The 26,208-nt window shown below is 45.2% G+C and carries 24 protein-coding genes and 1 tRNA gene; 9 read left to right on the forward strand and 16 right to left on the reverse strand.

The features are described 5' to 3' along the window. The 4 genes from BM100_RS17950 to BM100_RS17965 form a co-directional block, all read right to left on the reverse strand. Window positions 1-3,461, reverse strand: a 3,461-nt coding sequence (locus BM100_RS17950) for a DUF6531 domain-containing protein (RefSeq protein ID WP_244896542.1), incomplete at its 3' end; no start/stop codon positions are given. Window positions 3,462-3,473: 12 nt separating this feature from the next. Continuing rightward, entirely contained in the window at window positions 3,474-3,830 is a 357-nt protein-coding gene (locus BM100_RS17955) for a DUF4150 domain-containing protein (RefSeq protein WP_092513464.1), read from the reverse strand. Further along, a complete protein-coding gene (locus tag BM100_RS17960) occupies window positions 3,820-5,046 on the reverse strand; it encodes a DUF2169 family type VI secretion system accessory protein (protein WP_092513466.1) in 1,227 nt (408 codons plus the stop codon). The genes BM100_RS17955 and BM100_RS17960 overlap by 11 nt, the downstream gene beginning before the upstream one ends. Window positions 5,047-5,058: 12 nt before the next feature. Beyond that, window positions 5,059-7,008, reverse strand: a complete 1,950-nt coding sequence (locus BM100_RS17965; protein WP_175494978.1) for a type VI secretion system Vgr family protein — start codon at window positions 7,006-7,008, stop codon at window positions 5,059-5,061. Window positions 7,009-8,201: 1,193 nt separating this feature from the next. On the opposite strand from BM100_RS17965, the gene BM100_RS17970 reads away from it, so the two are divergent. After that, window positions 8,202-8,501 carry a hypothetical protein gene (locus BM100_RS17970; protein ID WP_092513470.1) on the forward strand — a complete coding sequence of 100 codons (300 nt, stop codon included), beginning with the start codon at window positions 8,202-8,204 and terminating at the stop codon, window positions 8,499-8,501. A 100-nt stretch (window positions 8,502-8,601) separates the two neighbouring features. Here the strand turns inward: BM100_RS17970 and BM100_RS17975 are convergent, their stop codons facing one another. Then, window positions 8,602-8,940 (reverse strand): DUF2834 domain-containing protein, encoded by a 339-nt coding sequence (locus BM100_RS17975; RefSeq protein WP_092513472.1) that lies wholly within the window; start codon window positions 8,938-8,940, stop codon window positions 8,602-8,604. Window positions 8,941-9,214: 274 nt separating this feature from the next. Between BM100_RS17975 and BM100_RS23665 the strand changes: the two genes are divergently transcribed. Further along, window positions 9,215-9,811 (forward strand): YcxB family protein, encoded by a 597-nt coding sequence (locus BM100_RS23665; protein WP_244590723.1) that lies wholly within the window; start codon window positions 9,215-9,217, stop codon window positions 9,809-9,811. A 176-nt stretch (window positions 9,812-9,987) separates the two neighbouring features. On the opposite strand, the gene BM100_RS17985 is transcribed toward BM100_RS23665, so the two are convergent. From BM100_RS17985 to soxR, 3 genes are all read right to left on the reverse strand, one after another. Further along, window positions 9,988-10,983 (reverse strand): MBL fold metallo-hydrolase, encoded by a 996-nt coding sequence (locus BM100_RS17985; RefSeq protein ID WP_092513474.1) that lies wholly within the window; start codon window positions 10,981-10,983, stop codon window positions 9,988-9,990. A 288-nt stretch (window positions 10,984-11,271) separates the two neighbouring features. Further along, on the reverse strand, window positions 11,272-11,913 hold the full coding sequence (locus tag BM100_RS17990; RefSeq protein WP_092513476.1) for a GIN domain-containing protein: 642 nt from the start codon (window positions 11,911-11,913) through the stop codon (window positions 11,272-11,274). 195 nt (window positions 11,914-12,108) lie between these two features. Beyond that, the gene (gene soxR, locus BM100_RS17995) at window positions 12,109-12,570 is read right to left on the reverse strand and encodes a redox-sensitive transcriptional activator SoxR (protein WP_092513478.1); all 462 of its coding nucleotides are present in this window, start codon (window positions 12,568-12,570) and stop codon (window positions 12,109-12,111) included. A 135-nt stretch (window positions 12,571-12,705) separates the two neighbouring features. On the opposite strand from soxR, the gene BM100_RS18000 reads away from it, so the two are divergent. The 4 genes from BM100_RS18000 to ygfZ all read left to right on the forward strand — a co-directional run bounded on the left by BM100_RS18000 (window position 12,706) and on the right by ygfZ (window position 18,476). Beyond that, window positions 12,706-13,125, forward strand: coding sequence for a DoxX family protein (locus BM100_RS18000; RefSeq protein WP_420855343.1), 420 nt, complete (start codon window positions 12,706-12,708; stop codon window positions 13,123-13,125). A gap of 32 nt (window positions 13,126-13,157) precedes the next feature. Next, window positions 13,158-14,270 carry an efflux RND transporter periplasmic adaptor subunit gene (locus BM100_RS18005; protein WP_092513480.1) on the forward strand — a complete coding sequence of 371 codons (1,113 nt, stop codon included), beginning with the start codon at window positions 13,158-13,160 and terminating at the stop codon, window positions 14,268-14,270. Continuing rightward, the gene (locus BM100_RS18010) at window positions 14,270-17,371 is read left to right on the forward strand and encodes a MexW/MexI family multidrug efflux RND transporter permease subunit (protein ID WP_092513482.1); all 3,102 of its coding nucleotides are present in this window, start codon (window positions 14,270-14,272) and stop codon (window positions 17,369-17,371) included. Before BM100_RS18005 ends, BM100_RS18010 begins: the two co-directional genes overlap by 1 nt. Before the next feature lie 103 nt (window positions 17,372-17,474). Continuing rightward, window positions 17,475-18,476, forward strand: a complete 1,002-nt coding sequence (gene ygfZ, locus BM100_RS18015) for a tRNA-modifying protein YgfZ (protein WP_092513484.1) — start codon at window positions 17,475-17,477, stop codon at window positions 18,474-18,476. Between the two features lie 19 nt (window positions 18,477-18,495). Here the strand turns inward: ygfZ and BM100_RS18020 are convergent, their stop codons facing one another. The 6 genes from BM100_RS18020 to gloB all read right to left on the reverse strand — a co-directional run bounded on the left by BM100_RS18020 (window position 18,496) and on the right by gloB (window position 23,082). After that, window positions 18,496-18,876: a RidA family protein gene (locus BM100_RS18020; protein WP_092513486.1), complete on the reverse strand. Its 381-nt coding sequence runs from the start codon at window positions 18,874-18,876 to the stop codon at window positions 18,496-18,498. A gap of 97 nt (window positions 18,877-18,973) precedes the next feature. Next, window positions 18,974-19,264, reverse strand: coding sequence for a putative quinol monooxygenase (locus BM100_RS18025; protein ID WP_092513488.1), 291 nt, complete (start codon window positions 19,262-19,264; stop codon window positions 18,974-18,976). A gap of 181 nt (window positions 19,265-19,445) precedes the next feature. Further along, complete coding sequence (locus tag BM100_RS18030) at window positions 19,446-20,000, reverse strand: MepB family protein (RefSeq protein WP_211284517.1); 555 nt, start codon at window positions 19,998-20,000, stop codon at window positions 19,446-19,448. A gap of 126 nt (window positions 20,001-20,126) precedes the next feature. Continuing rightward, window positions 20,127-20,468 carry a hypothetical protein gene (locus BM100_RS18035; RefSeq protein WP_092513490.1) on the reverse strand — a complete coding sequence of 114 codons (342 nt, stop codon included), beginning with the start codon at window positions 20,466-20,468 and terminating at the stop codon, window positions 20,127-20,129. Window positions 20,469-20,922: 454 nt separating this feature from the next. Continuing rightward, window positions 20,923-22,254, reverse strand: coding sequence for a murein transglycosylase D (mltD, locus tag BM100_RS18045; RefSeq protein WP_092513494.1), 1,332 nt, complete (start codon window positions 22,252-22,254; stop codon window positions 20,923-20,925). Between the two features lie 72 nt (window positions 22,255-22,326). Then, complete coding sequence (gene gloB / locus BM100_RS18050; RefSeq protein WP_092513496.1) at window positions 22,327-23,082, reverse strand: hydroxyacylglutathione hydrolase; 756 nt, start codon at window positions 23,080-23,082, stop codon at window positions 22,327-22,329. An 87-nt stretch (window positions 23,083-23,169) separates the two neighbouring features. Here gloB and BM100_RS18055 point away from each other — a divergent pair, with 87 nt between their 5' ends. Continuing rightward, window positions 23,170-23,892 carry a methyltransferase domain-containing protein gene (locus BM100_RS18055; RefSeq protein WP_092513498.1) on the forward strand — a complete coding sequence of 241 codons (723 nt, stop codon included), beginning with the start codon at window positions 23,170-23,172 and terminating at the stop codon, window positions 23,890-23,892. Between the two features lie 79 nt (window positions 23,893-23,971). On the opposite strand, the gene rnhA is transcribed toward BM100_RS18055, so the two are convergent. Next, window positions 23,972-24,442, reverse strand: coding sequence for a ribonuclease HI (gene rnhA, locus BM100_RS18060; RefSeq protein ID WP_092513500.1), 471 nt, complete (start codon window positions 24,440-24,442; stop codon window positions 23,972-23,974). Window positions 24,443-24,505: 63 nt separating this feature from the next. Here rnhA and dnaQ point away from each other — a divergent pair, with 63 nt between their 5' ends. Together dnaQ and BM100_RS18070 are read left to right on the forward strand one after the other, a co-directional pair. Further along, the gene (gene dnaQ / locus BM100_RS18065; RefSeq protein WP_092513502.1) at window positions 24,506-25,255 is read left to right on the forward strand and encodes a DNA polymerase III subunit epsilon; all 750 of its coding nucleotides are present in this window, start codon (window positions 24,506-24,508) and stop codon (window positions 25,253-25,255) included. 197 nt (window positions 25,256-25,452) lie between these two features. After that, a tRNA-Asp gene (locus BM100_RS18070) sits at window positions 25,453-25,529 on the forward strand. A gap of 83 nt (window positions 25,530-25,612) precedes the next feature. Here the strand turns inward: BM100_RS18070 and BM100_RS18075 are convergent. Beyond that, on the reverse strand, window positions 25,613-26,158 hold the full coding sequence (locus tag BM100_RS18075; protein ID WP_092513504.1) for a GNAT family N-acetyltransferase: 546 nt from the start codon (window positions 26,156-26,158) through the stop codon (window positions 25,613-25,615). Window positions 26,159-26,208 lie beyond the last annotated feature (50 nt).

A 26,208-nucleotide genomic window follows, 5' to 3' on the forward strand; every position in this document is an offset into this window, starting at 1 on the left:
TCGTTGGCATTGTAACGGTAACGGGTTTGCCCCCAGCGACTGTCGTCAATCACGCGCACATTATGCGCCCGGTCATATTGCCAGCTGCGGTTGACGGCAGTGGCCTGTGGCGGGAAATACGGGTCATTTTGTGCCAGCGTTTCCCTGAAAAACTGGGTGGCCTGTCCTGCCGACTGATGCGCGAGCAATCCGGTTGCGGTGTAGCGGCTGGCAAGGATAAACCCGTTGGCACTTTCGCGTACTGTTTCCCGCCCCAGCACATCATGCTGAAAGGTCAGCGGGGCATGCTGGTTGAGCTGAAAATGGTTTAGCGCCCCCATTGGGTTATAACCAAAGTGCAGGGTGTTGCCATCCACACTTTCGCTGACCGGACGCCCGGTCAGGGTATCCCATTCGCGAATAATTTCCCGTCCATTAATACGCTCACAGGTGGACAGCCCCGTGGTTTTGTCGTACTCATATTCGACGATGGCATCAGCATTGGTGGCTTTCACCAATTGATACCGTTGGTTGTATGCGTACGTGGTGGTGTCTTTAAGCACCAACTGGTTTTCTGCCGGTTGCCAGCTTTCCTGTTTGAGCAACAACCCTGCAGCGGAATAGTGCCAGCGAAGTTGCTGACCATCGGGATATAGCGTGTGTGTCCGACGCCCCAGTTTATCGTACTGATAGGTCAGCGTCCGTCCGGTAAAATCGGTTTCGCGGATAATCTGACCGGCGGCATCCCGTTCATAACGGTAAGTTTCTCCGGTGGAGGCGATGACCGAATTCAATCGGGTGAGCCGGTCATAGCCAAAGCGCAGGGTGGTGCCGTCCGGACGGGTGACTTGGGTCAACAAGTCAAAGGCACCGTAAGTGTAGCGGGTCGTACGGCCTTCGCCATCGGTGACCGTCGCGATGCGATGCTCGCTGTCATACTCCAGTTTTTGGGTGACGCCATCGGCAAGGGTGATTTCATTCAGACTGCCATTAATGAGACTGGCGTGGTCAGGGCTGTACTGGTAGCGGGTTTCCTGTTTCAGTGCATCAGTAAAACGACGCAGGCGACCCAGCGCATCCAGTTCCAGTCCGGTGGTTTCGCCATCCGGTGTCATCACAGCCGCGAGGCGCTGGTGCTCGTCATAAGCATAGTGCCATTGACGTCCATCCGGTAGCAGGCGCTGGCGCAATTCGCCGTGGAGACCGTACTGGTATTCTTCTTTGTGTCCCAATGGATTGGTCAGCGCCGTCAGGTTGCCCTGTTCATCATAATGCCATTGCCAGCGTTCACCCGTGGGGAGGGTGCTTTCGGTCAGTTGCCCGTGTTCATCATAGTCATAGGCGAAAGTATCGCCCGTCGGCAGTTTTACTTCGGTCAGCGCACCGTCAGGGTTGTACTCAAAAGCGGTCATCTGCCCTAAAGGGTCGCTTTCCCACATCAGCAGGCTGCCCCGCCACTGGCGGCGGGTAATGCGGCCCAGTGGATCCACTTCCCGTATCACCAGCCCGTTCGGATCGTAGTGATAGCGGGTTTCTCCTCCTTCACCGTCCAGATAGGTGGTGATGCGGGCATGGTCATCGTAGCGGAAGCGGTCATGCCAGTAACCGCTGGGGGAAGTGGTGCTGAGTACCCGACCGCGTTCGTCGTAGGTTATCGTCAGGTCGGTCTGGTCAGTGTCATGCCAACGGGTCATTCGCCCTTGTTGGTCGTACTCATGCCACAGGTGGTTGTGCTGGAAGGCGTCACACTCACTCAGATAGCCGTGCGAGTCGTACTGGCAGGTCAGCAGGCGTTGCTCTATGGTCTGGTCATCGCGGATTTCCTGCATATCGAGCGTGTGGAGTTGCCCGTTTTGATGATAATGCAGGATCAACCGCAAGCTGTCATGGCGTTCGACCTTAATCAGTCGGGCGTGTTTATCATAGATAAAATCAATCCGGTTCTGGCGGCGGTCGGTGATGGCGGACAGTTTCCGTGTACTGCCTGAGGCTTCGCTGAAATGGTATGTCAACTGGCTACGGCGGTCAGTCAGGTACAGCTCGCCCGTCAGTTCACCGGTCAGCAGGCAGTGGGGAAGGTGGCGGTTACGGGACAAGACTTTATTATCCGGCGTGGCGAAGTCATAGACGACGCCGTCGGTATGGGTGTAGTGTACCTCCCCTTGTGCGATAACTAATTGCAGTGACCAGTCATCCGCCCATTTGGGGCCGAACAGGCCGTGTAAATTTGCGGTAGAACGGTAGGTTCGGTTGAGGTTGAGTGGCAATAATCCCGGTATCGCCAACACTGGCCAAACTTGCAGGAAATCGCCGGTCGCCATATCAACCGGATCACCTTCTTTGGTAGACAATCCATTGTCATTGCCGTCTTTTTTGTTGGACGGAGTGGCGTCATCTTTAACCGGCTCTTTTTGGGGCTTGGCCTCCGGTGTGTCTGTAGATTTGCCTTTGACTTTGGCACCGGCACCACCGGTTTCCGCAGCTTTCGTCGCACTGGTGGTTTTTTTCGCCACGGCACCGATAGCACCAGCTTCTGCCATTTTCGTCACTGTACTGGTCTTAGACATGGCTCCCATCGCACTGGCAACGCTTTTCGGGCTAAAAAATGTGCCAATCTCAAAGACAAGGTCCCCCAGACGTTGCCCCGGCGTATCCAACGTCATCTTGTATTCATCCAGATTGAATGCGTTGGCATTTGTGCGGCCGGCATCCGCTATTTCGCCTATCACTTCCGCGTGCTTTTCGGCTTCTTTATTGCCAAAGACTTTCCCCCAAAAATCCAATGCACGCGCCGATTCCTCCGCCTCACGGCTGGAGTTCAGCATACCGCCCTTGATCGCCATTTCGGCCATGCCGACGCCGGCATTACTGGCGGCTTTACCAACCCCTTTAGCCTGTTCTACCTGATCCCAACCTTCTGGGGTTGCCAGGTCTTGGCCGGTTTGTTTGGCTTTGTCTACGGCAGCATCTCCCAGCTCACCCGCCATCTTTTTAAGCCCATTCCATATGCCCTTTTCTTGCGCGGTTTCCGGGATTACGGCGGCATTCGCCTCATGCGGCGGATTTGCTCCCTGTGGCGCCTGTCCGACGATTTTGCCGAGCGTGTTACCCGTCCCGCTTGGGCTGTCATCGCGGGCTTTGACCGGCAGGGCGTCATTGGGTTGGGGGTGATTGTCTTCTTCCTCTTTTTCTTCATCCCATTCTGGCTTGGGAAACTCACCGCTTTTGAATTTTTCAACGGCATTTTGCGCGGTTTGCTTAAATTCCTGTGCAGCAAAATCGGCATCGAGCTGATTGTAGTAAACGTCCAATTCTGGGTCGTTTCCGTAATCCCCGTAAAAACGCGAGCTTTGCCGGTATAACGAATCCACATTGCTGAGTGCTTTCTCTGCCTCAGCCTGAGTGCGGATATTGAATTCCTTACAATAGTTTTCAGCTTTCACCGCGGGGCTATCCGGTGTGACAATCATTTTGTCTGACATGTGTATCCCTCTTTATGCCCCGTTCATCCAGAATTCATCCCCGTGGCGCAGCACCAATTTGTTGCCGGCTCGGACCGTGTTGGTATGCACTTTCGGGTGGCACTTTGCGCCCACGGTACCGCTTTTCACTCCGTTGGCGACACCGGGTTGATCCCCGATAGTCTGTGGTACAAAACTCTGGGCGAAGACCACTACCGGCTGCCCATTGGCACGCACGGATTTTACGGGGGCATCGCTGCCCGCCAGCTTGGCGATAACCGGATAGGGGATCGGCGGGGTTGACGACCCCATCGGGGTTTTGCACACGTCCGGCAACATGCCGACTATCAGCCATTCGCCTGCGGTGCGGGCAAGGTAGTTATCCGCCATGGACAGTCTCCTTTTCAGGTTCAGGGGGCGCGAGCTTGAGTAACGGGGCATCGGGGTCGATTTCAAACCGGGCTTCCGCCACCCGTACCGGCAGGTTGGTTTTAAAATTCAACCGGCCGGTGATGTGCAGCGTCATGGCCTCACTGTCAAGGATCAACGTATCGAGGCGCATTGGTACGGGGAATAGCGCACCGTTTTCCATGCGCAGCAGAATAAACGGGCGATGCCCCGGCAGGGTGACGTGCAGGTGGCCGCCGGGTGTCATGCCCTGCAGGCTCAGTGAAATGTCGGTATCCGGCCAGTCAATTTGCTGGTCAGTCGGGGCACCGTTCCAATAACGAAAATCGAAGTCTTTCGGCAGATAAGGATGGCGATGCTCCAGCCAGTCGGCATCGTACGTGCCGGCGAACTGGCGGCGGGGCAGCCACGGACGGCCGATAAAGCCCAGTCCCTGCGGTTGGCAGGCGGGGGTATCGGCAGGCAGTGTGCCCGCCAGTTGTGCGGTAAAATGTTGGGCGGTGAACGCCGCATCCGGCCGGGTGATACGCGGCGCTGGGTAACGATTGAGTTGCTTGGCGTTGGCATACCACGGGGTGATAAACCCCAATCCCAGCGGATTGGTTTCACAGACGGCGTGCGCCAGCGGCGCATTTTCCCCGTCCGGGTGTTGCTGGCGCTGTTCTGCTGTCAGGCGGTCATGTTCCTTGAGGTGCTCACTCGCGGTGTCGCCTGCCGGAATTTTGCATTCCCCGCCAAAGGCATAGCAGTAATCCAGCGGCAGGGAGGTAAAGGGTTTCGGGGCGGTCAGTTGCCACTCTCCGTTGGCAGCACGGATAAATTCCCGTTCGCCGGTCACCGTCAGGGTTTTGTCGAGCAGGGGCTGGCCCTGCTTGTTCCTGACCTGTAGCCGTATCGGAAATTCAGCCGCTGGGTGGTTATCCGGCGCATAAGCCGTGCCGTTGACAATCACGTCACAGCGCGGTTTAAACGGGGCAAGGTCACTCTCCTGCAAGACCTGCGAAGCATTCATCTGCCCACGGAATTCATCCTGCAAACACAGGGGCGGTGCCGGCAGTAATTCCGCGATGCAATGGCCGGTACTGTCCGGCAGCAATTGATAACCGATTTTCATGACGGCGACATGGTGCTCGACATCCTCCACATCGAGCATCGAATAGTTCATCACCGCAAACGGGGTCAGGTTACGAAATTCCATCAACGTCGCTCCTCAGTTCAGGTCAATGTCTTTGCCGGTGATTTGCACCGGGCCACTGGCCTCGAACTTGAATTCCGTGCCTTTGATGGTGATTTTGCCACTGCTGTCCATGCGCAGGGTGCTGGCGCCGCATTTCAGTTCAATCACATCCCCGGCCGTGATGGACAGGGTATTCTTGACGGTCACGGATTTGTGGGCGCCCACCTGTTCGCTTTGGTTGAGTACCACGGCGGTGTTCATGGCACCACCGACGGTCAGGGCGTAGGCGAGGCCGACGGTATCGGTGCGGGTGAGATTCACCGTGGCTACCTGATGCCCCTTGATTTTCATGGTCTGGTCTTTGTCCACGGTTTCGGTGTGATTGGCCAGCACCTTGGTATCCCGGTTATTGAGCACCTTGGTGTTCATGTCTTTCTGCGCATGCAGGGATAACTGCTCACTCCCCTTGGCATCCTCAAACAGCAGCTCGTTATACCCTTCCCCTTTGTGGGTTTTGGAACGAAAAGCCATTTGGGTTTTGCTGCCCGGCAGGGTACCCGGGGGAATGTTGCTGGCATGGTAGGTGCGGCCGGTGATGATCGGCTGATCCGGGTCGCCGTGCAGGAAATCCACCACCACTTCCTGGCCGATACGCGGGATGGCGAGCATGCCCCAGCCCTGCCCGGCCCACGGTTGCGTCACCCGTATCCAGCAGGAGCTGTGGTCGTCGGATTTACCGTAGCGGTCCCACGGGAATTGCAGGCGTACGCGGCCGTACTGGTCACAGAAAATTTCCTCCCCTGCCGGGCCGACGACTTTGGCAATTTGCGGGCCGTCAATCACCGGCTTGTGCAGCGGGGTCGGTCGCCAATTCTGGTTCTGACGGATAAAGCTGAAATGGCTGTGCAGGGTGGTACCGGAGCCTGAGGCGGCGGTTTCCAGTGCCTGCGGCTGGCTGCCACTGTGACTTGCACTCACGGTCTGCCATGATTGATTCAGGTCTGCCCGCGGGTGGTTAGTCAGGATAAACAGTTTGCCCGGTTGCAGGGCTATCGCATGGCCGCTGCCTTGTCCGGTCATCGCATCGTTGCGCAGGGCTTCCAGTCGGTAGCGGGTAAAATCCTTGCCATGCGCCTCGTCCTTGAAACGGCCGGGATAGTCGTAGTGTTCGTAATACAGTTGTTGCAGGTTCTCATCCCGCATCTGCTGTTGAAATTCCGCCGGCCAGGCGGGGTTTTTGAAGGTGTAATCCTTCAGTTGCACCTGCGCGGGGCGCACTTGTGCACTGCTGGTCAGGCTGGTGACAGTTGGCTCCCCCAGTGTATTACTCTCATCCGGCTGATAGGGCAGGTGGATACCCGGCGGCACTGCGCCGCAGTCATCGGCAAAGACCAGCGTGTTACGCCCGTTACTGCATTCAAAGAAGTAGAAAATGCCTTCCTCCGCCGCCAGACGTTGCAGGAAATCGAAATCGCTTTCCTGATATTGCACGCAGAATTCTCGCTCCGGATGTGGGTGGCGCAGATTGAACACCACATCGCGGATACTGTGCTCCTTGAGAATTTCGGTGATGATGGCGGCAATGTTGAGTTGCTGGAAAATGCGGGAGTTCCGCCTCAGCGTGGTACGCCACAAGTCCGGGCGAATGCGCATCCGGTAAGTGGTTTGGTGCAGGCCGGTATTGCCTTGCTCAAAGCGGGTAACGATGCCGGTGACACTGCGCTGTTCGATACCGTTTTGCAGAATGGTCAGTGTAGCGGTGCGGTCAAGTACCAGCGGGAAGTCAATGGCGGCATCGGCGCTTGCCAACCCGACTTCCAGGACAAAGGGGGATGAGAAATGTTCGTTCAGGCTGAAGTCAGTGACGACGAAGGTCTGTGCCGGTAATGTACCTGCCGTCAGGGTGAACAACAGGCCGCTGGGATCAGCACCGCCACCGAGTCCCAATGTCTGGCCGATTTGCTGCAACATCTTGCCGGCCATGGAATCGCCCGCAGCGACTTGGGTCGCCAGCCCGGCTTTTTGCCCCTGCTCACCGACAAAGCCACCGCCCATACCGCTGATCACGCTACCGGCACCGAGACCGGCAGCACCCGCCAATAGGTCTTTGGCTTGTTTTACCGTCTGCATCGTTTGCTGTCCTTGTTCCAACAGCGCTTTTCCTTTCTTCAAATGGGTGAGGGGCTTTTTCACGGACATATATTCTGTCTCCCTGAGATGATGGTTCGTGATGAAATAGGCCATTCAGCCTGATAACAACGCAGGCCATAACATACAGGCACAAGATTTAAATTTAATTCACTTTGCCTCTGACAAATTTGTCAATTAGGAAAGAAGCACGTTGTTTTGTAATAATTTGCAGGGGCTTTTTTATCCGAATATATCGGCTGATTCGTATTGAATAAAATGGGGTAATAATAGATAACGAAAGAGTAAAGACAAAATTAAATTAAGTGAAATAAAAAATGACATCTAATAATGGTAGTATAAAAATTTAAAATAATTGCCGTTGAGAAACAATATTCTAATATGCTGTGTTTTATTAGTGTATAAAACCAAATAATGATTATCCATAAATGGTGTTTTTTTCATAACGTTATGAGGTAAAAATAAAAAAACAGGTGATGACTTCGACAAAGTTATGATCATTTTTACTTTATGAATTCGATCACAAAAAACTGTCTTTGGAAAACAGATTTTTTATTTTATATCTTTTCTATTTGATTGAAAGAAACGTAACAATAAATTATATTTTTTCGCCAATATATAAATTCCATCTATTAATTAAAATGAAAGTAAATTTTACAATGAGCGCAACTCTAAAGGTTGCAGGCGATACTTCTAGGTGTGGTTGTTATGAATGATCACAAACCGCGAATTGAACTGGGCTATAAGGCACTGGTTATTAAAATTGCGCTGAGTCTGTTTATGCAGAGAATTATCTGTGTTCTGGAATGTTAATGAATGTCAAATTGTGATCTTTGTGCTTGGTGAGCGATTGACGTATCGATAAATTGGATAAACAATTTATCAGTTTAAAATTGAACAAAGAAAGCCTATATCATTGAAGTCGTTGCCAAGCAGTGGAATGAACAAAAAAGTATGTTAATCAGGTGACATTCACATAGTGATAAAGTTAATTATGATACTAAAGGGTAGGGAGCATTGGTTTAAAGATGGCAAATAACATAAAAAAACTAGCAGCGTCGTGCATTATATCTTTCTTATTTAGTAGTGCTTCACTGGCATCAGTAAGTGATATTCCAAAAGATTTGCAAGAATATATAGACAATGCTGAAAATTGTGAGCATTTTGCAGGTGAAATGGATAGTGGCTTAACTGATGAGCGCATGAATGAAATAATGAATGGTATTGACGAATATTGCACTAAAGCAAAAGATTTACAGAATAAACTGAAGGATAAGTATAAAAACGATGCTAAAAAAATAGAAATTATCAATAATTACGATATTTAAATTCGTATAATGCAGCTATGGTTTGATTTTTTTGCTAAACTGGCATATTCAATATGTTAATTTAAGCGGCATAACCTATTAATGCCGCTTAAAATTGATGTCATTTCGTATTGAAGTTAGCAGAATTAGTATTATTGTCTATATGTCTCTCTCTCATATAAAGGAATAGTGGCAACGCAAATGACACCCCAATGCACAAGCCTAATAATGTGAAAATACCATTTGGTATTTTCAGGCGCTTGCTTTCATGAACAACAAAGGGAATTAAAACCAGGGCGGAAATAATGACGTCAGCGACAAAGAAACGCGTGATGTCATTTGAATTTAATTGATTAACAAATAAGATGATGTCGAACCCATTTTCGACCCAAAAACACAAGAAATAATACCAAGGGACTAATGCACCTAAGATGGTGAGGATAAAGTAAAATTTTTTCATAATTTAACTCCTGAATATATGTAAAATTACTTACAGTATAAACTTAAATTATTTTTATCATAGCAAGGTATAAGGAATGCTCCTTTTTTCTCTGAGAGATGTATGTAATCACCATATTTATATCAGGCGGCAAGTAAAAATAATATCATAGTTGATTATTTCTATAGTTTTTATTTTAATGGAAGGCTTTGGTTTACGTCTTATTTCTTTGATTAATAGATGAAATATCATGGTATAGTAGTTTTGATATCCATTTTCCAGTAAGTGAGTTTTTATGAAAAATCGTTATAAACTAAGTTATTCTCTTTCAGTTTTAGAAATAGCTAAAGCTCATAAGGTAATAAAAGAATATAGTAAAAATGAGGTTATTAAACCATATGGTGTTTTTAGTTGGTTTAGGAAGCTATGTTTGATTGGATTTGGTTTTGCCTGTTTTTTTGCACTTTTGATTATCTTCGATCTTACTGTGAAAATAGACGAAGGCAGTGATATTCTCATTCGGATGAAGAACATGGGATACATCGTTTTCATTTTATTAGGTGCTTCATTCTTGATATTAATCAGTGTGGATGAGCTAGAAAAATTCGTCATGAAAAAAAATGATAACAAGGAGCGTGACGATCAAAATCGTTTAAATAATTTAAAATTAAATCGATTTTATATTGAAAATGCACACAAAGATGGGAGTTCAAAAATTTTTTGGACGTTTATAAAAAAAACATCTCGAAAGAATGAGTTTATTTTTATACAATCTCATAATAATGAATACATTGTTATTCCAAATAGAGTTTTGCCATCAGAAGAAGAAATTCAGCAATTGTATACATTTATCCAAAGTCAGATTGAGTATCATGCTCAAAGGAAAAAATAATATTTCCATGTATGATGTTATCAGTGGGTGAGTACTGTGTCGATATGAACGAACGCCCTGATGACTGAATTAAAGAAGCTAGACAGCTATCCCGATTTTTATAAATAATTCAAGATATTTTATATTCATAAAAACGGGATGGTTTTTTAGATGTTTTTTCCGTGAATTAGATCATATTAATTTTTTGTTTTAATTAAAGGTGAATATTCCACAGGCACCCAAGCATACCCTTTTTGTTCTTTACGAACATGCCCGATTCCTGGGAAAGGTAAATGGGCGGCACCAATTAACCATTTATCCTGTGACGCTATTTTGAAAACGTTTTTGCGTGCTTCGATCGCTTTAGCATTATCGATATCAAAATCGATAGAAACTTCCGGACGTATAAATTGCACGGCATGAGAGTGGACAATATCACCCAAAATTAACATGTTGCTGCCGTCAGAATGTATTTTGAATGATGTATGTCCCGGAGTGTGGCCAAAAGTAGGCATAGCTTTGATACCCGTGACGATATTCTCTCCTTTCTTGAAAGTACGGAATGCATGCTTGGCAATATAGGGAGCGAGAGCTTCTTGTACCATTTTTAAGGAAGGGAGGTTTTTTTCAGAGATAGCGCCACGGTTCGCAGGGTTGAGCCAGTAATTTTCTTCTTCTTCAGCCGTATAGACAGTTGCATTAGGAAATGCGGCTGTTCCATCATCTGATTTTAGACCGCAAACATGGTCTGGGTGCAAATGTGTCAGCAATACGGCTTTTACGTCTTCAGGTGTGTAGCCTGCGGCATGGATATTACTGACGATATTGCCCATAGTCGGCCCAAAACATTTGGCACTACCTGCATCAACTAATATCAAACCCTCTTTTGTATGGGCAAGATAGGCATTTATCGCTGTTTGGACCCCCTCTTTTCCTTCAACGATAAACATGCGTGAAAATAGTGTTTGAATATCTTTTTTCGTGATCCCTTGTAATAATGAAGAGGGGAGATTGATATAGCCATCATAAAGCGCTGTGACCATAATATTTCCGACCATCTGGTGATAATACCCAGGCGCTTGATTAATTTTTTGTTGGTCTGAGGATTTGGAAAAAGCGGTGGGTATTATTGAAGTTGAGGCAGTTAATGCGAGTGCCAAGGCAATATGAGAGGCTTTCAAAAATTTTTTCATTAATTACTCCTGATAGATTAGAGATAAATAATGCAACTGTCTTTATTTAAGATGCGGGTAAATGTTTTCTTTATGTTTTTATCTAACTTTGAAAATGTTCTTTGGATATTAATATGATGCCTTGATGGTTAATAATTATATAAAAAATAGCAACTTTATATTTTAAAAACTGATGACTAAAAAACATTGATGGCATTTATATAGGATGATTTATAATTCATCCCATAGATGAACTATTCAATCATCTTATATGGGATGAATTATTTTTAAATTAAGTGCAAGGCCGGTTTAGGGGCAGTTGTCTCTAGAAATTTCGCTGGCAAAATTATTTGTTATCTTAACATTTGCATTTTTGCTGACTTCAATGCTAGTTCCTGCTGTTAAATTGCCAGTGATTTGAGGGATATGGCAAAGAGCGGCTTGTGCTCCCATACTTAACTTGATGTTAGCGGTATCAGCACTGAATTGTGTTGATGTTTGATTAAAATCAGCTCCTGCTTCTAAATTAAGATCCAGATGTTTTGTCTTGCCTGCAATATTTATTGAACTTCCCATCATACCGGAAACTGCCAAATTTTCGCTGTCAACGGCACAAGTATCCACTTTCATTTTTACGCCAGCCATAGTGGACAGATTATTCAGCGGGTTATTAGTATACAAGGTAATATCAACAGCTTTAGAAAGTATGTTGTCGTATTCATTCAATAAGTTAAGTTTATTGTCATCGTAATTGATATTGAGTTTATCTATCGCAGATTGTGTTCCTTTAACTTTTAATGAAGTTTTTTCAGCACATTTGATGGTGAGATTAATTCCTTTCTGTGCATTAATGGCGGTGAAGCTCTGAAGTTCAACGGTTTTTTCTGCTGCCAGAGCGGGATTAAATACGGCTCCTGAGAGTAATGCGGCTACAATAGTAATCTTTTTCATGAAATACCTTCATAATGTAGGGTTAATTTTTTGTGTTCTATACCTATTGATTTGTTTTTTTCTTGAACCATTGGATTTAAAAATGCAGCGAACAAAATTATCCAACAGGTATAAGATATGAAAAATATCATGATTCTCATAGAGTAAGGTGAAACTAATGAGGATCGAATCCTAATATAAGATATATCTGACGTTTTAAACGCCTTTTAAAATAATTGCCCCCGTTCCTTTTTCTCCCAAAATATCGTTTGGATTGCGTAAAGGGCAATCAGTAAGCGATAGGCAACCACAACCGATGCAACTATTCAAATGATTACGCAGTTTGGTCAGCATATTGATACGATTATTCAACGTATCCCGCCATTGAGAAGAGATTACCTGCCACTGTTCCGCCGTTAGGTTACTGTTGGGCGGGAATTGGCATAAAACTTCCTGAATTTCTTTAAGTGGGATCCCAGCACTTTGGGCAACTTTGATAATGGCAAGATAGCGCAGGACGACGGAAGGAAAACGGCGTTGATTACCGTGGCTGCGAGCACTCGTAATAAGCCCTTTAGATTCATAAAAATGAATGGCTGAAACCGCAATTCCGCTGCGTTTTGAGACTTCACCAATAGTTAAAGCCCTATTTAAATCAATGCCTTTATCTTTTGCCATGTCTATTGACCTCAAGTTAACTTGAGGTTTTATAGTGCATCACTGTTACGTCTGTCAATTAAAAAAAATTTATCCGGCTGTTTGATAGTGAAGAAAAAGCAGGGTTATTTTTTTATTTACTTATCAGGAAAATAGATGATGCAACGTTTTATCGAAAATGCATTAGAGAGTAAGTGGTTGTGGTTGATTGTCCGCCTGCTTCTTCTGGTGATGTTTATTGGTTCTGGGCTTGCAAAACTCATTGATTTTGACGGTGGTTTGGCAGAAATGCGTGAGTCCGGATTGCACCCGGATTGGTTCTTTAATATCGCCACTGTGATTGTTTTACTTACTGGGTCTTTATTGATCTTATTCGACCGGCTTGTTTGGCTCGGTGCCGGAATACTTTCTGTTTTTCTTATTTTGACCGTCGTTGTTATACATACCTTCTGGTTATTTTCAGGAGAAGAATTCAAATCCGCCCTCTATTTTGCGCTTGAACATATCGCTGTTATTGGAGGTCTGCTGGCTGCCGCAATGGTCAGCCATTTCAGAAAAAAAGCAAAAAATAATTAAATATTCCACAGTAAAAAAGGTAGAAGTGAATTATGAGAAAAAAAATTCTTATTGGCTTGGGAACTGCCTTATTGGTGGCTGTTATCGGACTCTCAATTTATAACGTGAATGGTTCAACGCCGGATAAGCCGGAACATTCAGCATATCCGCCAGTTAAAGTTGCATTGGCAGATGTAGAAGAAGCGCATATTCCAAGAATTTTGCATGGAGTGGGAGAACTTGAGGCAGCAAAACAGGTTCATGTTGCATCAGAAACGGGTGGGATAATAAAGAGAATTGCATTTGAATCTGGGCAGCATGTTGAAGCGGGTCAATTATTGGTGCAACTAAATGATGCGGTTGAACAGGCCGAATTGAATCGTTTACAGGCGCAGTGGAAAAATGCGGACAGGCTATATCACCGCACCAATAAACTATTTGCCAGTAAAGTTATTTCCGCAGCACAGCTCGATAATGTTCAGGCAGAACGAGATATGGCACAAGCCTCTATCCGTCAGGTACAAGCGCAAATTGCCCAGAAAACAATTCGGGCGCCATTCTCCGGCACCATAGGCATTCGTCAGATCCATGACGGGCAATATCTGCGAGCGGGCGATCCCATCGTCAGTTTGGTTGACGCCAAGCATCTCAAGCTCAATTTTTCCTTGGATGAACAGGAAAGCCCTGAATTGCATATTGGCCAAGACGTCAATGTCTCGGTGGATGCTTATCCAAAACAAATTTTTACCGCGAAGATAAGTGCCATCGATCCCTTAGTTGGCAAATCGCGCATGGTATCGGTTCAGGCGCTGTTAAATAATAGTGATAATCAGCTAAAAGCGGGGATGTTCGCCAATATTCAGGTGAAGCGCGCAGATAATGCGCCAGTATTAACGATCCCAGAAACTGCTGTGACCTATACCGCTTACGGCGATACTGTGTTCGTGGCACAAGCTGTACCTGACAGCAAGTCCATGATTGCCAAGCGTGTTTCCGTTGAAGTCGGCCAGCGTTGGCAGGGGATGGTCGAAATTAAGACAGGTGTAAGTCAGGGAGATTTGGTTGTTACTTCTGGTCAATTGAAATTGAATGACGGAACACCTGTGGAGGCGATCGCGGATGATACGTTGAAAGTAACCAAGGCCTCCACCGTGGAGGCAAAATAATGACCTTTACTGATCTTTTTGTCCGTCGTCCGGTACTTGCATTAGTTGTCAGTGCATTAATTGTATTATTGGGGGCGTTTGCTTTTAGTAAATTACCCATTCGCCAATATCCGCAGCTGGAAAGCTCAACAATTACTGTTACAACACAATATCCGGGGGCATCTTCAGATTTAATCCAAGGATTTGTCACACAGCCTATTTCACAGGCCGTTTCTTCTGTTGAAGGTATTGATTATCTGTTCTCTTCATCGGTACAGGGCAGAAGTAGTGTGACCATTCGTATGGAGCTGAACCGTGATTCAACTCAGGCATTGACGCAGGTAATGACGAAGGTGAATCAAGTCCGCTACAAGTTGCCGAAAGAAGCCTATGACCCCGTGATTGAGTTGTCGTCCGGAGAATCGACGGCGGTCGCATATGTGGGATTCTCCAGTGATACCTTGCCTATCTCATCAGTCACGGATTATTTATCGAGAGTGGTTGAGCCGATGTTTTCCTCAATAGAGGGAGTATCAAAAGTACAGGTATTTGGCGGACAACAATTATCGATGCGTCTTTGGCTGGACGCTGATCGCTTGGCAGGACGTGGCTTGACTGCGGCTGATGTTGCCGCTGCCGTCAGGCAAAATAACTATCAGGCGGCACCGGGAAAAGTTAAAGGTGAGTTTGTTGTTTCAAATATACATGTCAATACCGATCTTACTAACGTAGAAGAGTTTCGTGATCTGGTTATTCGTAATGACGGCAATGGATTGGTTCGCCTGAAAGATGTAGGAACAGTCGAGTTGGGTGCCGCATCAACCGAAACCAGCGGTTTGATGGATGGTAAGGTTGCGGTTCATTTAGGTGTTTTTTCAACGCCAACCGGTAACCCGCTGGTGATTGTCGATGGTATCAAAAACCAGTTGCCGGACATTCAAAAAACGCTTCCTCCGGGCGTGAAAACTGAACTGGCCTTTGAAACGGCTCACTTTATTCAAGCCTCCATTGATGAAGTGGTCAGCACACTGATAGAAGCCCTGATCATTGTTATTGTGGTGATTTATCTGTGTTTAGGATCGTTTCGCAGTGTATTGATTCCCATTGTTGCCATTCCCTTATCGATACTTGGCGCATCGGGATTGATGCTGGCATTTGGGTTCAGCATTAATTTGTTAACGTTGCTGGCGATGGTATTGGCGATTGGTCTGGTTGTTGATGATGCCATTGTTGTTGTGGAAAACGTACACCGTCATATTGAAGAAGGGAAATCGCCGGTTGCCGCGGCGCTCATCGGGGCAAGGGAAGTCGCTGTGCCCGTCATTGTTATGGATATCACTCTTGTGGCTGTTTATGCGCCGATTGGTTTGATGTCTGGCCTGACAGGGGCGCTGTTTAAAGAGTTTGCTCTGACATTGGCTGGGGCGGTGGTGATATCCGGTATTGTCGCCTTAACCTTATCGCCAGTGATGAGTTCCTTTTTGTTGCAACCAAAGCAAAACGAGGGGTTTGTGGCACGAAAGGCAGAGGCATTCTTTGATGGGTTGTCACATTACTACTCCCGTGCCCTAGATTTATCTCTGCATCATAGATGGGTTACCGGAAGCATTGCTTTGCTGGTGTTTATCAGTTTGCCTTTCCTCTATCAGCAAGCGAAACAAGAGCTGGCGCCGGTAGAAGATCAGGCAAACTTACTGGCAGTAATGAAATCGCCACAGCACGCCAATCTGGATTATGCGGAACGATTTGGCTACAAGCTGGATAGCGTGTTCAGCACCATTCCTGAAAAGCAAAGCTCGTGGATAATTAATGGAACTGATGGCCCTTCTTCGAGTTTTAGTGGGATCAACTTGACGGCATGGGGAGATCGTGAGCGTTCTGCGTCAGAAATCCAGGCTGAATTACAAGCTGCGGTGGGGGATGTTGAAGGAAGCAGTATTTTTGTGTTCCAGCTTCCGCCATTACCCGGATCTACCGGCGGGCTTCCTATCCAGATGGTGTTGCGCAGTTCGCAGGATTATTCCGTTTTGTACCAGACGATGGAAGGCATTAAGCAGCAGGCACGTGAAAGCGGATTATTTGCTGTTGTAGACAGTGACCTCGACTATAACAATCCAGTGGTACAAATACGCATTGATCGCGCCAAGGCGAATAGTCTGGGGATCCGCATGCAGGATATCGGGGAATCGCTGACATTTCTGGTGGGGGAAAACTATATCAACAGGTTTGGTATGGAAGGCCGTTCCTATGACGTCATTCCACAAAGTATACGCAGCCAGCGTTTAACACCGGAGGCTTTGGCGCGGCACTTTGTCAGGGCTGAAAACCAAAGCATGATCCCACTGTCTACCGTGGTTTCTGTTTCAACGAAAGTTGAGCCTAATAAGTTGACTCAATTTAATCAGCAAAATGCGGCAATTTTTCAGGCCATTCCTGCGCCGGGTGTAACACTGGGGCAAGCCGTAGCTTTCCTTGAAAATGTGGCCGAGAGCTTACCTGCGGGATTCAGTTATGATTGGCAGTCGGATTCACGCCAGTATAAAAAGGAAGGGAATACGCTTGTTTTTGCTTTCCTATCAGCCTTGATCATTATTTATTTGGTGCTGGCGGCTCAATATGAAAGTCTTGTCGATCCCCTGATTATTTTGATTACCGTCCCGCTTTCGATTTGTGGTGCATTGCTCCCATTGGCAATGGGGCATATCACATTAAACATTTATACCCAAATTGGTTTAGTTACTCTGATTGGTCTTATCAGTAAGCATGGGATCTTGATGGTGGAATTTGCCAATGAATTGCAGGTGATGGAAAAAATAAGTAAACGAGCAGCAATATTAGAAGCAGCGAAAATTCGTTTGCGTCCGATATTGATGACTACATCAGCGATGGTTATCGGATTGATACCGCTATTGTTTGCCAGTGGTGCAGGTGCAAATAGCCGCTTTGGCATTGGCTTGGTGATTGTCTCCGGTATGTTGATCGGAACATGCTTTACTTTATTTGTCTTGCCAACCATATATACCTTGCTGGCGAGAAACCATTCTGCCGTGACAGCCCGAAAACAAGATCTTATCGAGGCTGACAGAGTAATGAACAAATCAATTGAGCGTTATTTGAAGTAAAAAATGACAGTTCCTATATGGTTAATATATAGGAACTTTTTTCTTCGCTTGTATAAATCACCACGCATTAATTTTGAGTTTATTTATCAATAGAGGGAATATCATGGATTACCAAAAACTGCTCGCAACATTATTGCCCTCCCCACCTCTTCCTTCTGCTTTGCTTCCGCTAACGTTAATGACTTTGGATGACTGGGGAATAGTGACTGCAATCGGTGCTGACAGTAAAAAATATTTACAGGGGCAGGTAACCGCAGATATCAATTTGCTTGGTAATAACCAACATGTGCTGGCTGCTCACTGCGATGCTAAAGGGAAAATGTTGAGTAATTTACGGCTGTTTCACCGTAATGGAGGGTTTGCTTATATTTTGCGTCGCAGCCTGCTTGAAATGCAGCTCAATGAATTAAAGAAATATGCTGTATTTTCCAAGGTTGAGTTGGCAGAAGACAAAAAAAGCCTGCTATTGGGCGTTGCCGGCAAAGGGGCGCGTGATGCATTGGCAACATTTTTCCCAATGCTCCCTGATACGGATAATCCTGTCACGCAGGAGGGTTCCACGACATTACTCTATTTCCCATTGCCGACAGAACGGTTTTTATTAGTCACAAATACAGAGATGGCAACAGAGCTGGTGGAAAAACTCGAAGCGCCTCTCAATGATAGCCAGCAGTGGCTGGCGCTGGAGATGGAAGCTGGTTTGCCCGTGATTGAAACTCAAACCAGTGCCCGGTTTACACCACAAGCGGCCAATCTTCAAGCGATTGAGGGAAGCATCAGCTTTGAAAAAGGGATGTATATGGGGCTGGCGACAGTAGCGCGGACTAAATATCGCGGTGTGAACAAACGGGCAATGTATTGGTTAGCCGGAAGTGCCAGCCATCTCCCTTCTGTCGGAGATGAACTGGAATGGCAATTGGGGGGGAGCTGGCGCCGAACCGGGATTGTGCTTTCTGCGGTGAGAATGTCAGATGATACGATTTGGATACAGATCGTCATGAGCAATGACATGAATGTAGAAAATGTATTCCGCCTGCTTAATGACGAGGGGTATTCATTGGCTATTCAAATGCTGCCTTATCCGCTGGATGATGAAGATGAATAGTGCTCCCCATCAGGCCATTTTATGGGTTATGCAGGGCGATGATTAATTCAATTTCTATTTGTAAATCGGGATGGATCAAATTTGAAACTTCAACCAGAGAGCAGGCCGGCAGATTACTGCCATAAAAATCAAATAATAATGGGCGAACAAGGGGAAGTTGGCTGATATCTTTAACAAAAATAGTGAATTTAACCAGATCGGACTTATTCCGTTTCTCTTGTTCGAGTATTAAATCAATTTGCTGAAGGATGGCACTGGTTTGTGATTCAACATCATGATGCTGTGCATTTGTACCCAGGGCGGTTAATCCTGAAACATATAACAGGTCATGATGTTTGGTCGCATGTACGTAAGGGCCTTTGATTTGAGGTAAATTGTCATAATTTATTCGAGTAACCAAAATTAACTCCTTAACGATTTATACGTTTCTTGTTCAGATTGCAGTATTGCTGTTTGCCCTGAAATCTGAAACTTATTGGGAATGAATTTCGATACGATCAAATTGTATCGGTGGTGAAAACCTGTACGATATCGGTTAATTCTAACGACATGTAATATTTCGTATGCTCATATTCAAAGTGTTGCTTGAGTGAATCATTATCAATAAATTTTTCCCACATAATAAATGAGCGGGGATTTTCTCTGGATTGTTGGATGAAGAAAATTTCACACCCTGGCTCTAACAATGTTTTCTGTTGCAGTTTTTTAAGCTCTTTTACAATAACATCAAGATCTGCTTTCTCTTTTGCTTTAATTTCTGCTGTGACGAAATATCCATTTTTATACATGAAGTGTAGCCTTGTTATTCCTGATAAAGTGTTTGATGGAGATATTTAACACTTTTTATTAAATGAAGCCTGTCAATATAACGTCAGATATTTTATTCCATCAATTGATAATAACTCTACTATTCTAAATATGTTATTTATGTTTTGGGTGTAAATTAATGTATTGCCCTTAGTGTTTATTTCAAGGAATCAATAGCATTTTCTTAAATTGGTGGGTGGCTGTTTCTGGGTTATCGAGATTGATAAAACAGAGAGATTGCCATTTTTGTGTTTGGATGGCTTGTTTTGAAGCAGGGGAGACCCAAGCCGGATAAACACGCATGGCTCTTTTTCCTTCTTTAGGCGGCGTTGAAAAAATACCTTTTTGCATCAAAATGCGTGAATCAAAGAGAAAAATACCTTTCTGATGTTCTGTAAAAGTTGCGATCAAACAGAAGTCGATATTATCACTTTGATCAAAAGGCATTATCTCTGAATCTGGTGTCGGCCTTTTCCACAACGTAACAAATTGCCCCAGTTTATTGGGTGTGGTTTTTGCCTGACGAAAAACTATCGATTTGCCATTTAATGTAAATCGCATGGCGCTATAATCACGGCTTTCTGCTTCACAATAGGGTGAGGTGTCTAAATGTAGGCCGGAAGACTGTAAGAGGTATTCTTGTATTTCGGTGAATATACGGGGTAGCCTAGTTGTATTTAGTAATGCAGAATGGTTATCTGACTTTAATGATGACAAATTATATTCCTTTTATTGTTTTGAACACCTGCTGTAAGAAGTCATTTTGAAAAATAGCTCTGAAAAACTAATAAACAAATGGCTCTTTAGCGAACAATTTACCTCATCAATAGAGAATATTAAAAATTAATCATCATCAAAATCTGCTAAATTTATACCGGTAAAATGATTGTACCTTGGGCTATTGGGATTAATGACTCGAGTGTTTCCTTCAAAAATACGTACTCTATATCTATCTGGGAGTTTAATCTTAAACCACCTGTGAGCAATAGAATCAATTCTTGATATATATACGTGTTTTCCGCGAGGTGTAGTGTTGATTGTACCTTTATATCCCAAAATCCAACCCACTTTGACCTTTTTTTCAGTTAACGCATTGAGAAAATCGGTTACAAATTCCGGATTAGCGCTGTGACATGATTTTAAAGAAATTAAGCCGACTTCTTTAAGCCCATAACGGTGTAACATTTCAGCTAAACCTTTGCCAGTAAGGTAATCATCGGCATCTATGCCAATATAACAGCCTGAAGCCTCGTTCGCTCGTGGATTGGCTCTGGTGCCATGGGCAAAATAAGAAGTTTTGAATCAAGATCACAGTTCCTAAAGGGAGGTGGTGTGCTATGCAAAGGCCAGAAATGCTCTACACCCCGATAAGCGTAACATCTTGCTGGCGGCACTCTATACCGTTTTCTGGCCTCATTCGCAGCGAAATAGATGTTATCTTCTATGCCATTGAATAACAGAAAAAATACTTTTTCCCATTTCATTTGTTAGTTCCTGATCTTTATATTTTTAATGGAATATATAACCATGGTCACTATATGCATAATGAGACTATTTCATTTTAATAAAAAAGCTCTCTACCCAATAGGATAGAGAGCTTGCAAGTATCAAATAATCTTAAGGTATTTAGTTGAGGTAGTTAGTTAAGATAAAGCGTCAGGGCCATGCCTGGTTTCATCCCTTTAACGTTGATCTTTTTATTCCAACTTATTAAATCCTTGAGATTTACGCCGTGATGTTTGGCGATGCTGGTAAAGGAATCACCTTTGCGTACCCGGTAGGTGACAGGGCCACTGGTATCGACTTTCAATACTTGCCCAATCTTGAGGCGATCAGCCGTTTTCAGGCCATTCAGCCGCTGCAACTCTCTGTGCGTGGTATTGAAGCGTTTAGCAATGGCTGACAATGTATCCCCAGAACGAACGGTGTACTGACTTCTTTGCTGTAATTTACGGGTATTATTTACCACAGACAGACGGATGTCTTTCAATACGCCCTCATCAGCCAGTGAAGCCTTGAGCTGATGCACATTCTTCTTTGGCAGCATGATGTAATGCGGGCCATGAGGAGAAGTCATGCCTTGTTTATAACCGGGGTTATATGCCCTGATTGATGTTAACGATAAACCCGATAACTCAGCCGCTTGCGACAACATAATTGGCTGCCCGATTTCAACTTTGGCCAGTGCTTTTTGGTCGTTGGGTTTTGGCAGGGTAAAATTAAATTTTTCGTTGTTGCGGATAATATTAGTCAATGCCAATACCTTGGGCACATAGTTCATGGTTTCCCGCGGCAACGACAATGACCAGAAATCTGTTGGCTTACCCTTTGCCTCATTATCCCGGATTGCGCGTATCACACGGCCTTCACCGCTATTGTAGGCGGCGATGGTCAATAACCAATCCCCATTGAATCGTTTGTTCAAACGCTCAAGCATATCTAATGCAGCCGTCGTGGATGCAGCAACATCACGGCGGGCATCGTACCACTTATCCTGCGTCAGACCATAATGCTGACCCGTGCTCGGGATAATCTGCCATAAACCAGCTGCTTTGGCATAAGAGGTGGCATGGGGATTAAAAGCACTCTCCACTATGGGCAGCAGTACCAATTCCATTGGCATATGGCGTTTATCAAGCTGCTCAACTATCCAATAGATATACGGTTCCGCCCGTAAAGTTACATTTTGGAGATAGCTCTTGTGTTTCAGGTAGTAGTTTTGTTGCTTAAGAACCCTGCTATTGTCAGGAATGTCCATCTTCAACTCATCACGAATATGTCCCCATAAATCTTGTTGGATTGTCGGAGTCTCCTGCCAGCTTGCAGAGTTTCCTTGCCCTGCAATACCGCCTGTTTTCTGATTCGTTGAAGACATCTTCTGTGTTTGCTGCGAGGCCGGAGTCTTTGTTTGCAGACTCGATTGGCATCCGGCAAGCAAAACAGAAGCGAGCAAAATCGCTTTTGTCTTCATGTTCTCTTTTGATGTTTGTCTAAAAGGTGAGCAATCATACTGACCTATCACGCAGAAGACAACCCAGAAAAATCAAAATTGATCTTTATAAGCTCTTAATTGCTGAAAAACAGAAGAAAGTGGTATTGAATTAGGTTTGATACCGATATTTTTTTGTAAATCAATATCGTGACAATTTAAGAAGACATTGATTTTTTTCTCTTTTTGTAAAGTAGTAGGGACGGTTGCCTGTTGGTTTTCCCGCATCTCAATGATTTTTTGATAATAATCGTGAATAGTTTGATTATTGGGCAATATTGATTTTGCAAAAGTCATATTCGCCGCAGTATATTCGTGTGCACAGCAGATCAATGTGTCATCGGGCAGTGATGCAATTTTTTCGAGAGAAGAAAACATCTGTTCGGCCGTACCTTCAAATAATCTTCCACAGCCGCCAGAGAATAATGTGTCACCACAAAACAGGTAAGGTGCCTGATAGAATGCAATGTGACCCAGTGTGTGACCCGGTAATTCTATGACTTTAAAAGAGAAATTTTCCACATTCACAATGTCATTTTCATGGACAATATGAGTTGCGCCCTTGGTTCGGGTCTCTTCAGGGCCATAGATTGGTAAGTCAGGATGTTGATTGAGCAATCCGGCAACGCCACCCACATGATCGTGATGATGGTGCGTCAGCAGGATTGCCGCAGGGGTAATCTGATTTGCTGCTAGAATATCAAGCACAGGTTGAGATTCAGCGGGATCGACAATAACACAATGCTTGCTTTCATCACAAAGTAACCAAATGTAGTTATCCGAAAGTACAGGGATCCTGATAAGATTCATTATATGCCTCATTTGGGTAGCCGATTTTATTTTCGTCAGTGATTTCATTTTCGTGATCAATTTACCGTAGGTTGAAAGGAAGATGACATGCGAGCAGAACATTCAGTCAAGCAAATAATAGCACCGGTGTCTTGGGCTGAGTTGCCGTGGGGAGAATATTACCGCGCCGCTTTGGAACGTCAATTGGAACCGTGGTGGCCAAAAGTTTTTGGTTTGCACTTATTGAAAATCGGTCATTTAAGTACAGAAATTGATAGCCGCTCTTGCTTAATCAGACATCAGGTCAACATCGGTTTACAAGGGGAAAATATGAACGTGATAACCGATCCCCATTACCTGCCTTTTGCCACTAAATCTGTTGATGCCTGCCTGCTGTCGCATATGCTGACTTACAGCATTGATCCCCATTGGTTATTGAGAGAGGTAGACAGAGTTTTGATTGATGATGGCTGGTTGATTATCAGCGGCTTTAATCCAATGAGTTTATTGGGTTTAAGAAAAGTGATATCGCCTGTCTACCGCCAGCTACCCTGCAAAGCTCAAATGTTTTCCATGTTTCGCCAATTGGATTGGCTCAGACTTCTGAATTATGAAGTGCTTTACCATACTAATTTTCACACGTTACCGTGGCAAAGTGGAAGCAACGGAAATGGCGATTCTAAACCGGCAACCTCAATGTTTGGTTGCTTGAATGTGATTATTGCCCGCAAGCGGACAATACCTTTGACATTAAATCCTATGCGGGCAACCTTGTTGAGGCCGAAGTTCAATCGAGCGTTGGGCGCAGTGAAAAATTTTCATCGGCGCTAATCTCTTTCTGGCTTGGCATAACCAGTAATGAAGAATATTAAGCAACGAAAGATAATAAACAACGAAAGTTATTCAGTGATTAATTTTCACTTTCGATATAGCCTTCATCGGCGTGGGTTGGGTTGCCGGCGGCTGTACGGGCCAGTTCATCGCATATTTCGTTTTCCCGATGCCCGGTATGCCCCCTTACCCAGCGCCAGTCAATGTCATGCTGTGAGATGGCCTTATCAAGTCTCTGCCAGAGATCAACATTGATGACAGGGGATTTGTCCGCTTTTTTCCACCCGCGTTTCTTCCAGTTGTGGATCCACTGGGTAATGCCTTGGCGTACATATTGGCTGTCAGTTGTCAGAATCACAGTGCAAGGGCGCTTGAGTGTTTCCAGCCCGACAATGGCAGCCATTAATTCCATGCGGTTGTTGGTCGTACGGAAATAGCCACCGCTCAGCTTTTTTTCGTGTTGCTGGTAACGGAGTAAAATACCGTATCCGCCGGGGCCGGGATTGCCGAGGCAAGAACCATCGGTGAAAATTTCTACCTGTTTGTTCATTTTTGGTAGACTCTTCCTATATCATCTTTAATCAAAAATCTAAGTCTGACACAAAAAAACACTATGAGCACTGCAATTACCCGTCAAATCGTCCTCGATACCGAAACAACCGGTATGAATAAGTTAGGTGTTCACTATGAAGGACACAACATTATTGAAATTGGTGCCGTAGAGGTCATCAACCGTCGACTGACGGGGCGCAATTATCATATTTATATTAAACCAGACCGTTTGGTTGATCCGGAAGCGTTTGAAGTTCATGGGATCAGTGATGAGTTTTTGCAGGATAAGCCGAAATTTGCTGATATCGCGGATGAATTCATTGAGTTTATTCGTGGCGCTGAATTGATCATCCATAACGCAGCGTTTGATATCGGCTTCATGGATTATGAATTCAGTAAGTTAAATAGAGATATTCCGCCAACGGCTGATTTTTGTACCATTACAGACAGCTTGCTGTTGGCAAGAAAGCTTTTCCCGGGTAAGCGCAATAACCTCGACGCATTGTGTGACCGTTATCATATAGATAACTCAAAACGTACTCTCCACGGCGCATTGCTCGATGCCGAGATTTTGTCCGACGTCTATTTGGCGATGACAGGCGGCCAGACTTCATTGGCATTTTCAATGGAAGGGGAGGCTTCAACTAATTCTTTGGTTTCAGAAATCCAGAAAGTTGCTCGGCCCCAATCTGGGCTGAAAGTTGTTTATGCTTCTGATGAAGAATTAATCCAACATGAGTCCCGTTTAGATCTGGTGGAAAAAAAGGGAGGAAGTTGTCTCTGGCGTCTGGAACCTGAGCAGGCCAATTAACCATCAAGCAGGTTTACCGGAAGAAAGCGGGATTATTGAGAGAATAATAGCTGTTGGTGCAAAATAGCAGCAAAGATAGGAAAAATTCACCATAAAGGTGAAAAACTGTTCAAGCGTGTGGTTTTCTTATAAAAAGCGATTGACGTCTTGTAATGAAGGCCGTATTATCCACCCCGTTCTTAACCAGAACGCCATGCGGTGCGGTAGTTCAGTTGGTTAGAATACCGGCCTGTCACGCCGGGGGTCGCGGGTTCGAGTCCCGTCCGCACCGCCAGAATATATAAGCCCTGAGTTTTTGACTCGGGGCTTTTTCTTTTGTTTTTTTTCTTTTTTTCGCTCTGCCACCAACCAAAAATCTTAGATCAGCTTATAAAAATAAGTTGTTCCTGCGAGTGTTCCGTCGGAGTTAATGGCGAAATTCGGAATACGTCCTGCTTCAATAAAACCACATTTTTTATATAACGTTGAAGCCGGATCGTTAGTGCGAGTATCCAATACCAACAAGCTGCGTTGATGCTGCTTTGCCAACCGTTCTAACTCTTTCATCAATATCTTGCCTATTCCTCGCTGGCGGTAGCGGGTGTGAACCATCATTTTTTCCACTTCGGCGCGGTGCAGCCCATTCTTTTTCTTACAAAGGGAAAGTTGCACTGAACCTGCTATTTTTCCACTCACCAAGGCAATCAGCAGAAGGCGGTGGCCGGATGCGATATCTGCTTCGACAGCTTGCCAGTATTGTGCTGCTTCGTTGTTTTCCAGCGGTGCAATAAAGCCGACAGAAGCATCACTTTCGACGCAATCGTGCAGTAATTCTATGAGTTCATTTTGTTTTGCTTGGATGGAATTTAATAGTGTGAGGAGTGGGGTGGATATTGAACTTCGAGTAAGGTCGGATGTTGTCATTGATATTGATCCTGAAACGATGTTGACCTGAAAATTGAGGATGATTAAAT

This window comes from Xenorhabdus mauleonii, assembly GCF_900113945.1.
Classification (GTDB): domain Bacteria; phylum Pseudomonadota; class Gammaproteobacteria; order Enterobacterales; family Enterobacteriaceae; genus Xenorhabdus; species Xenorhabdus mauleonii.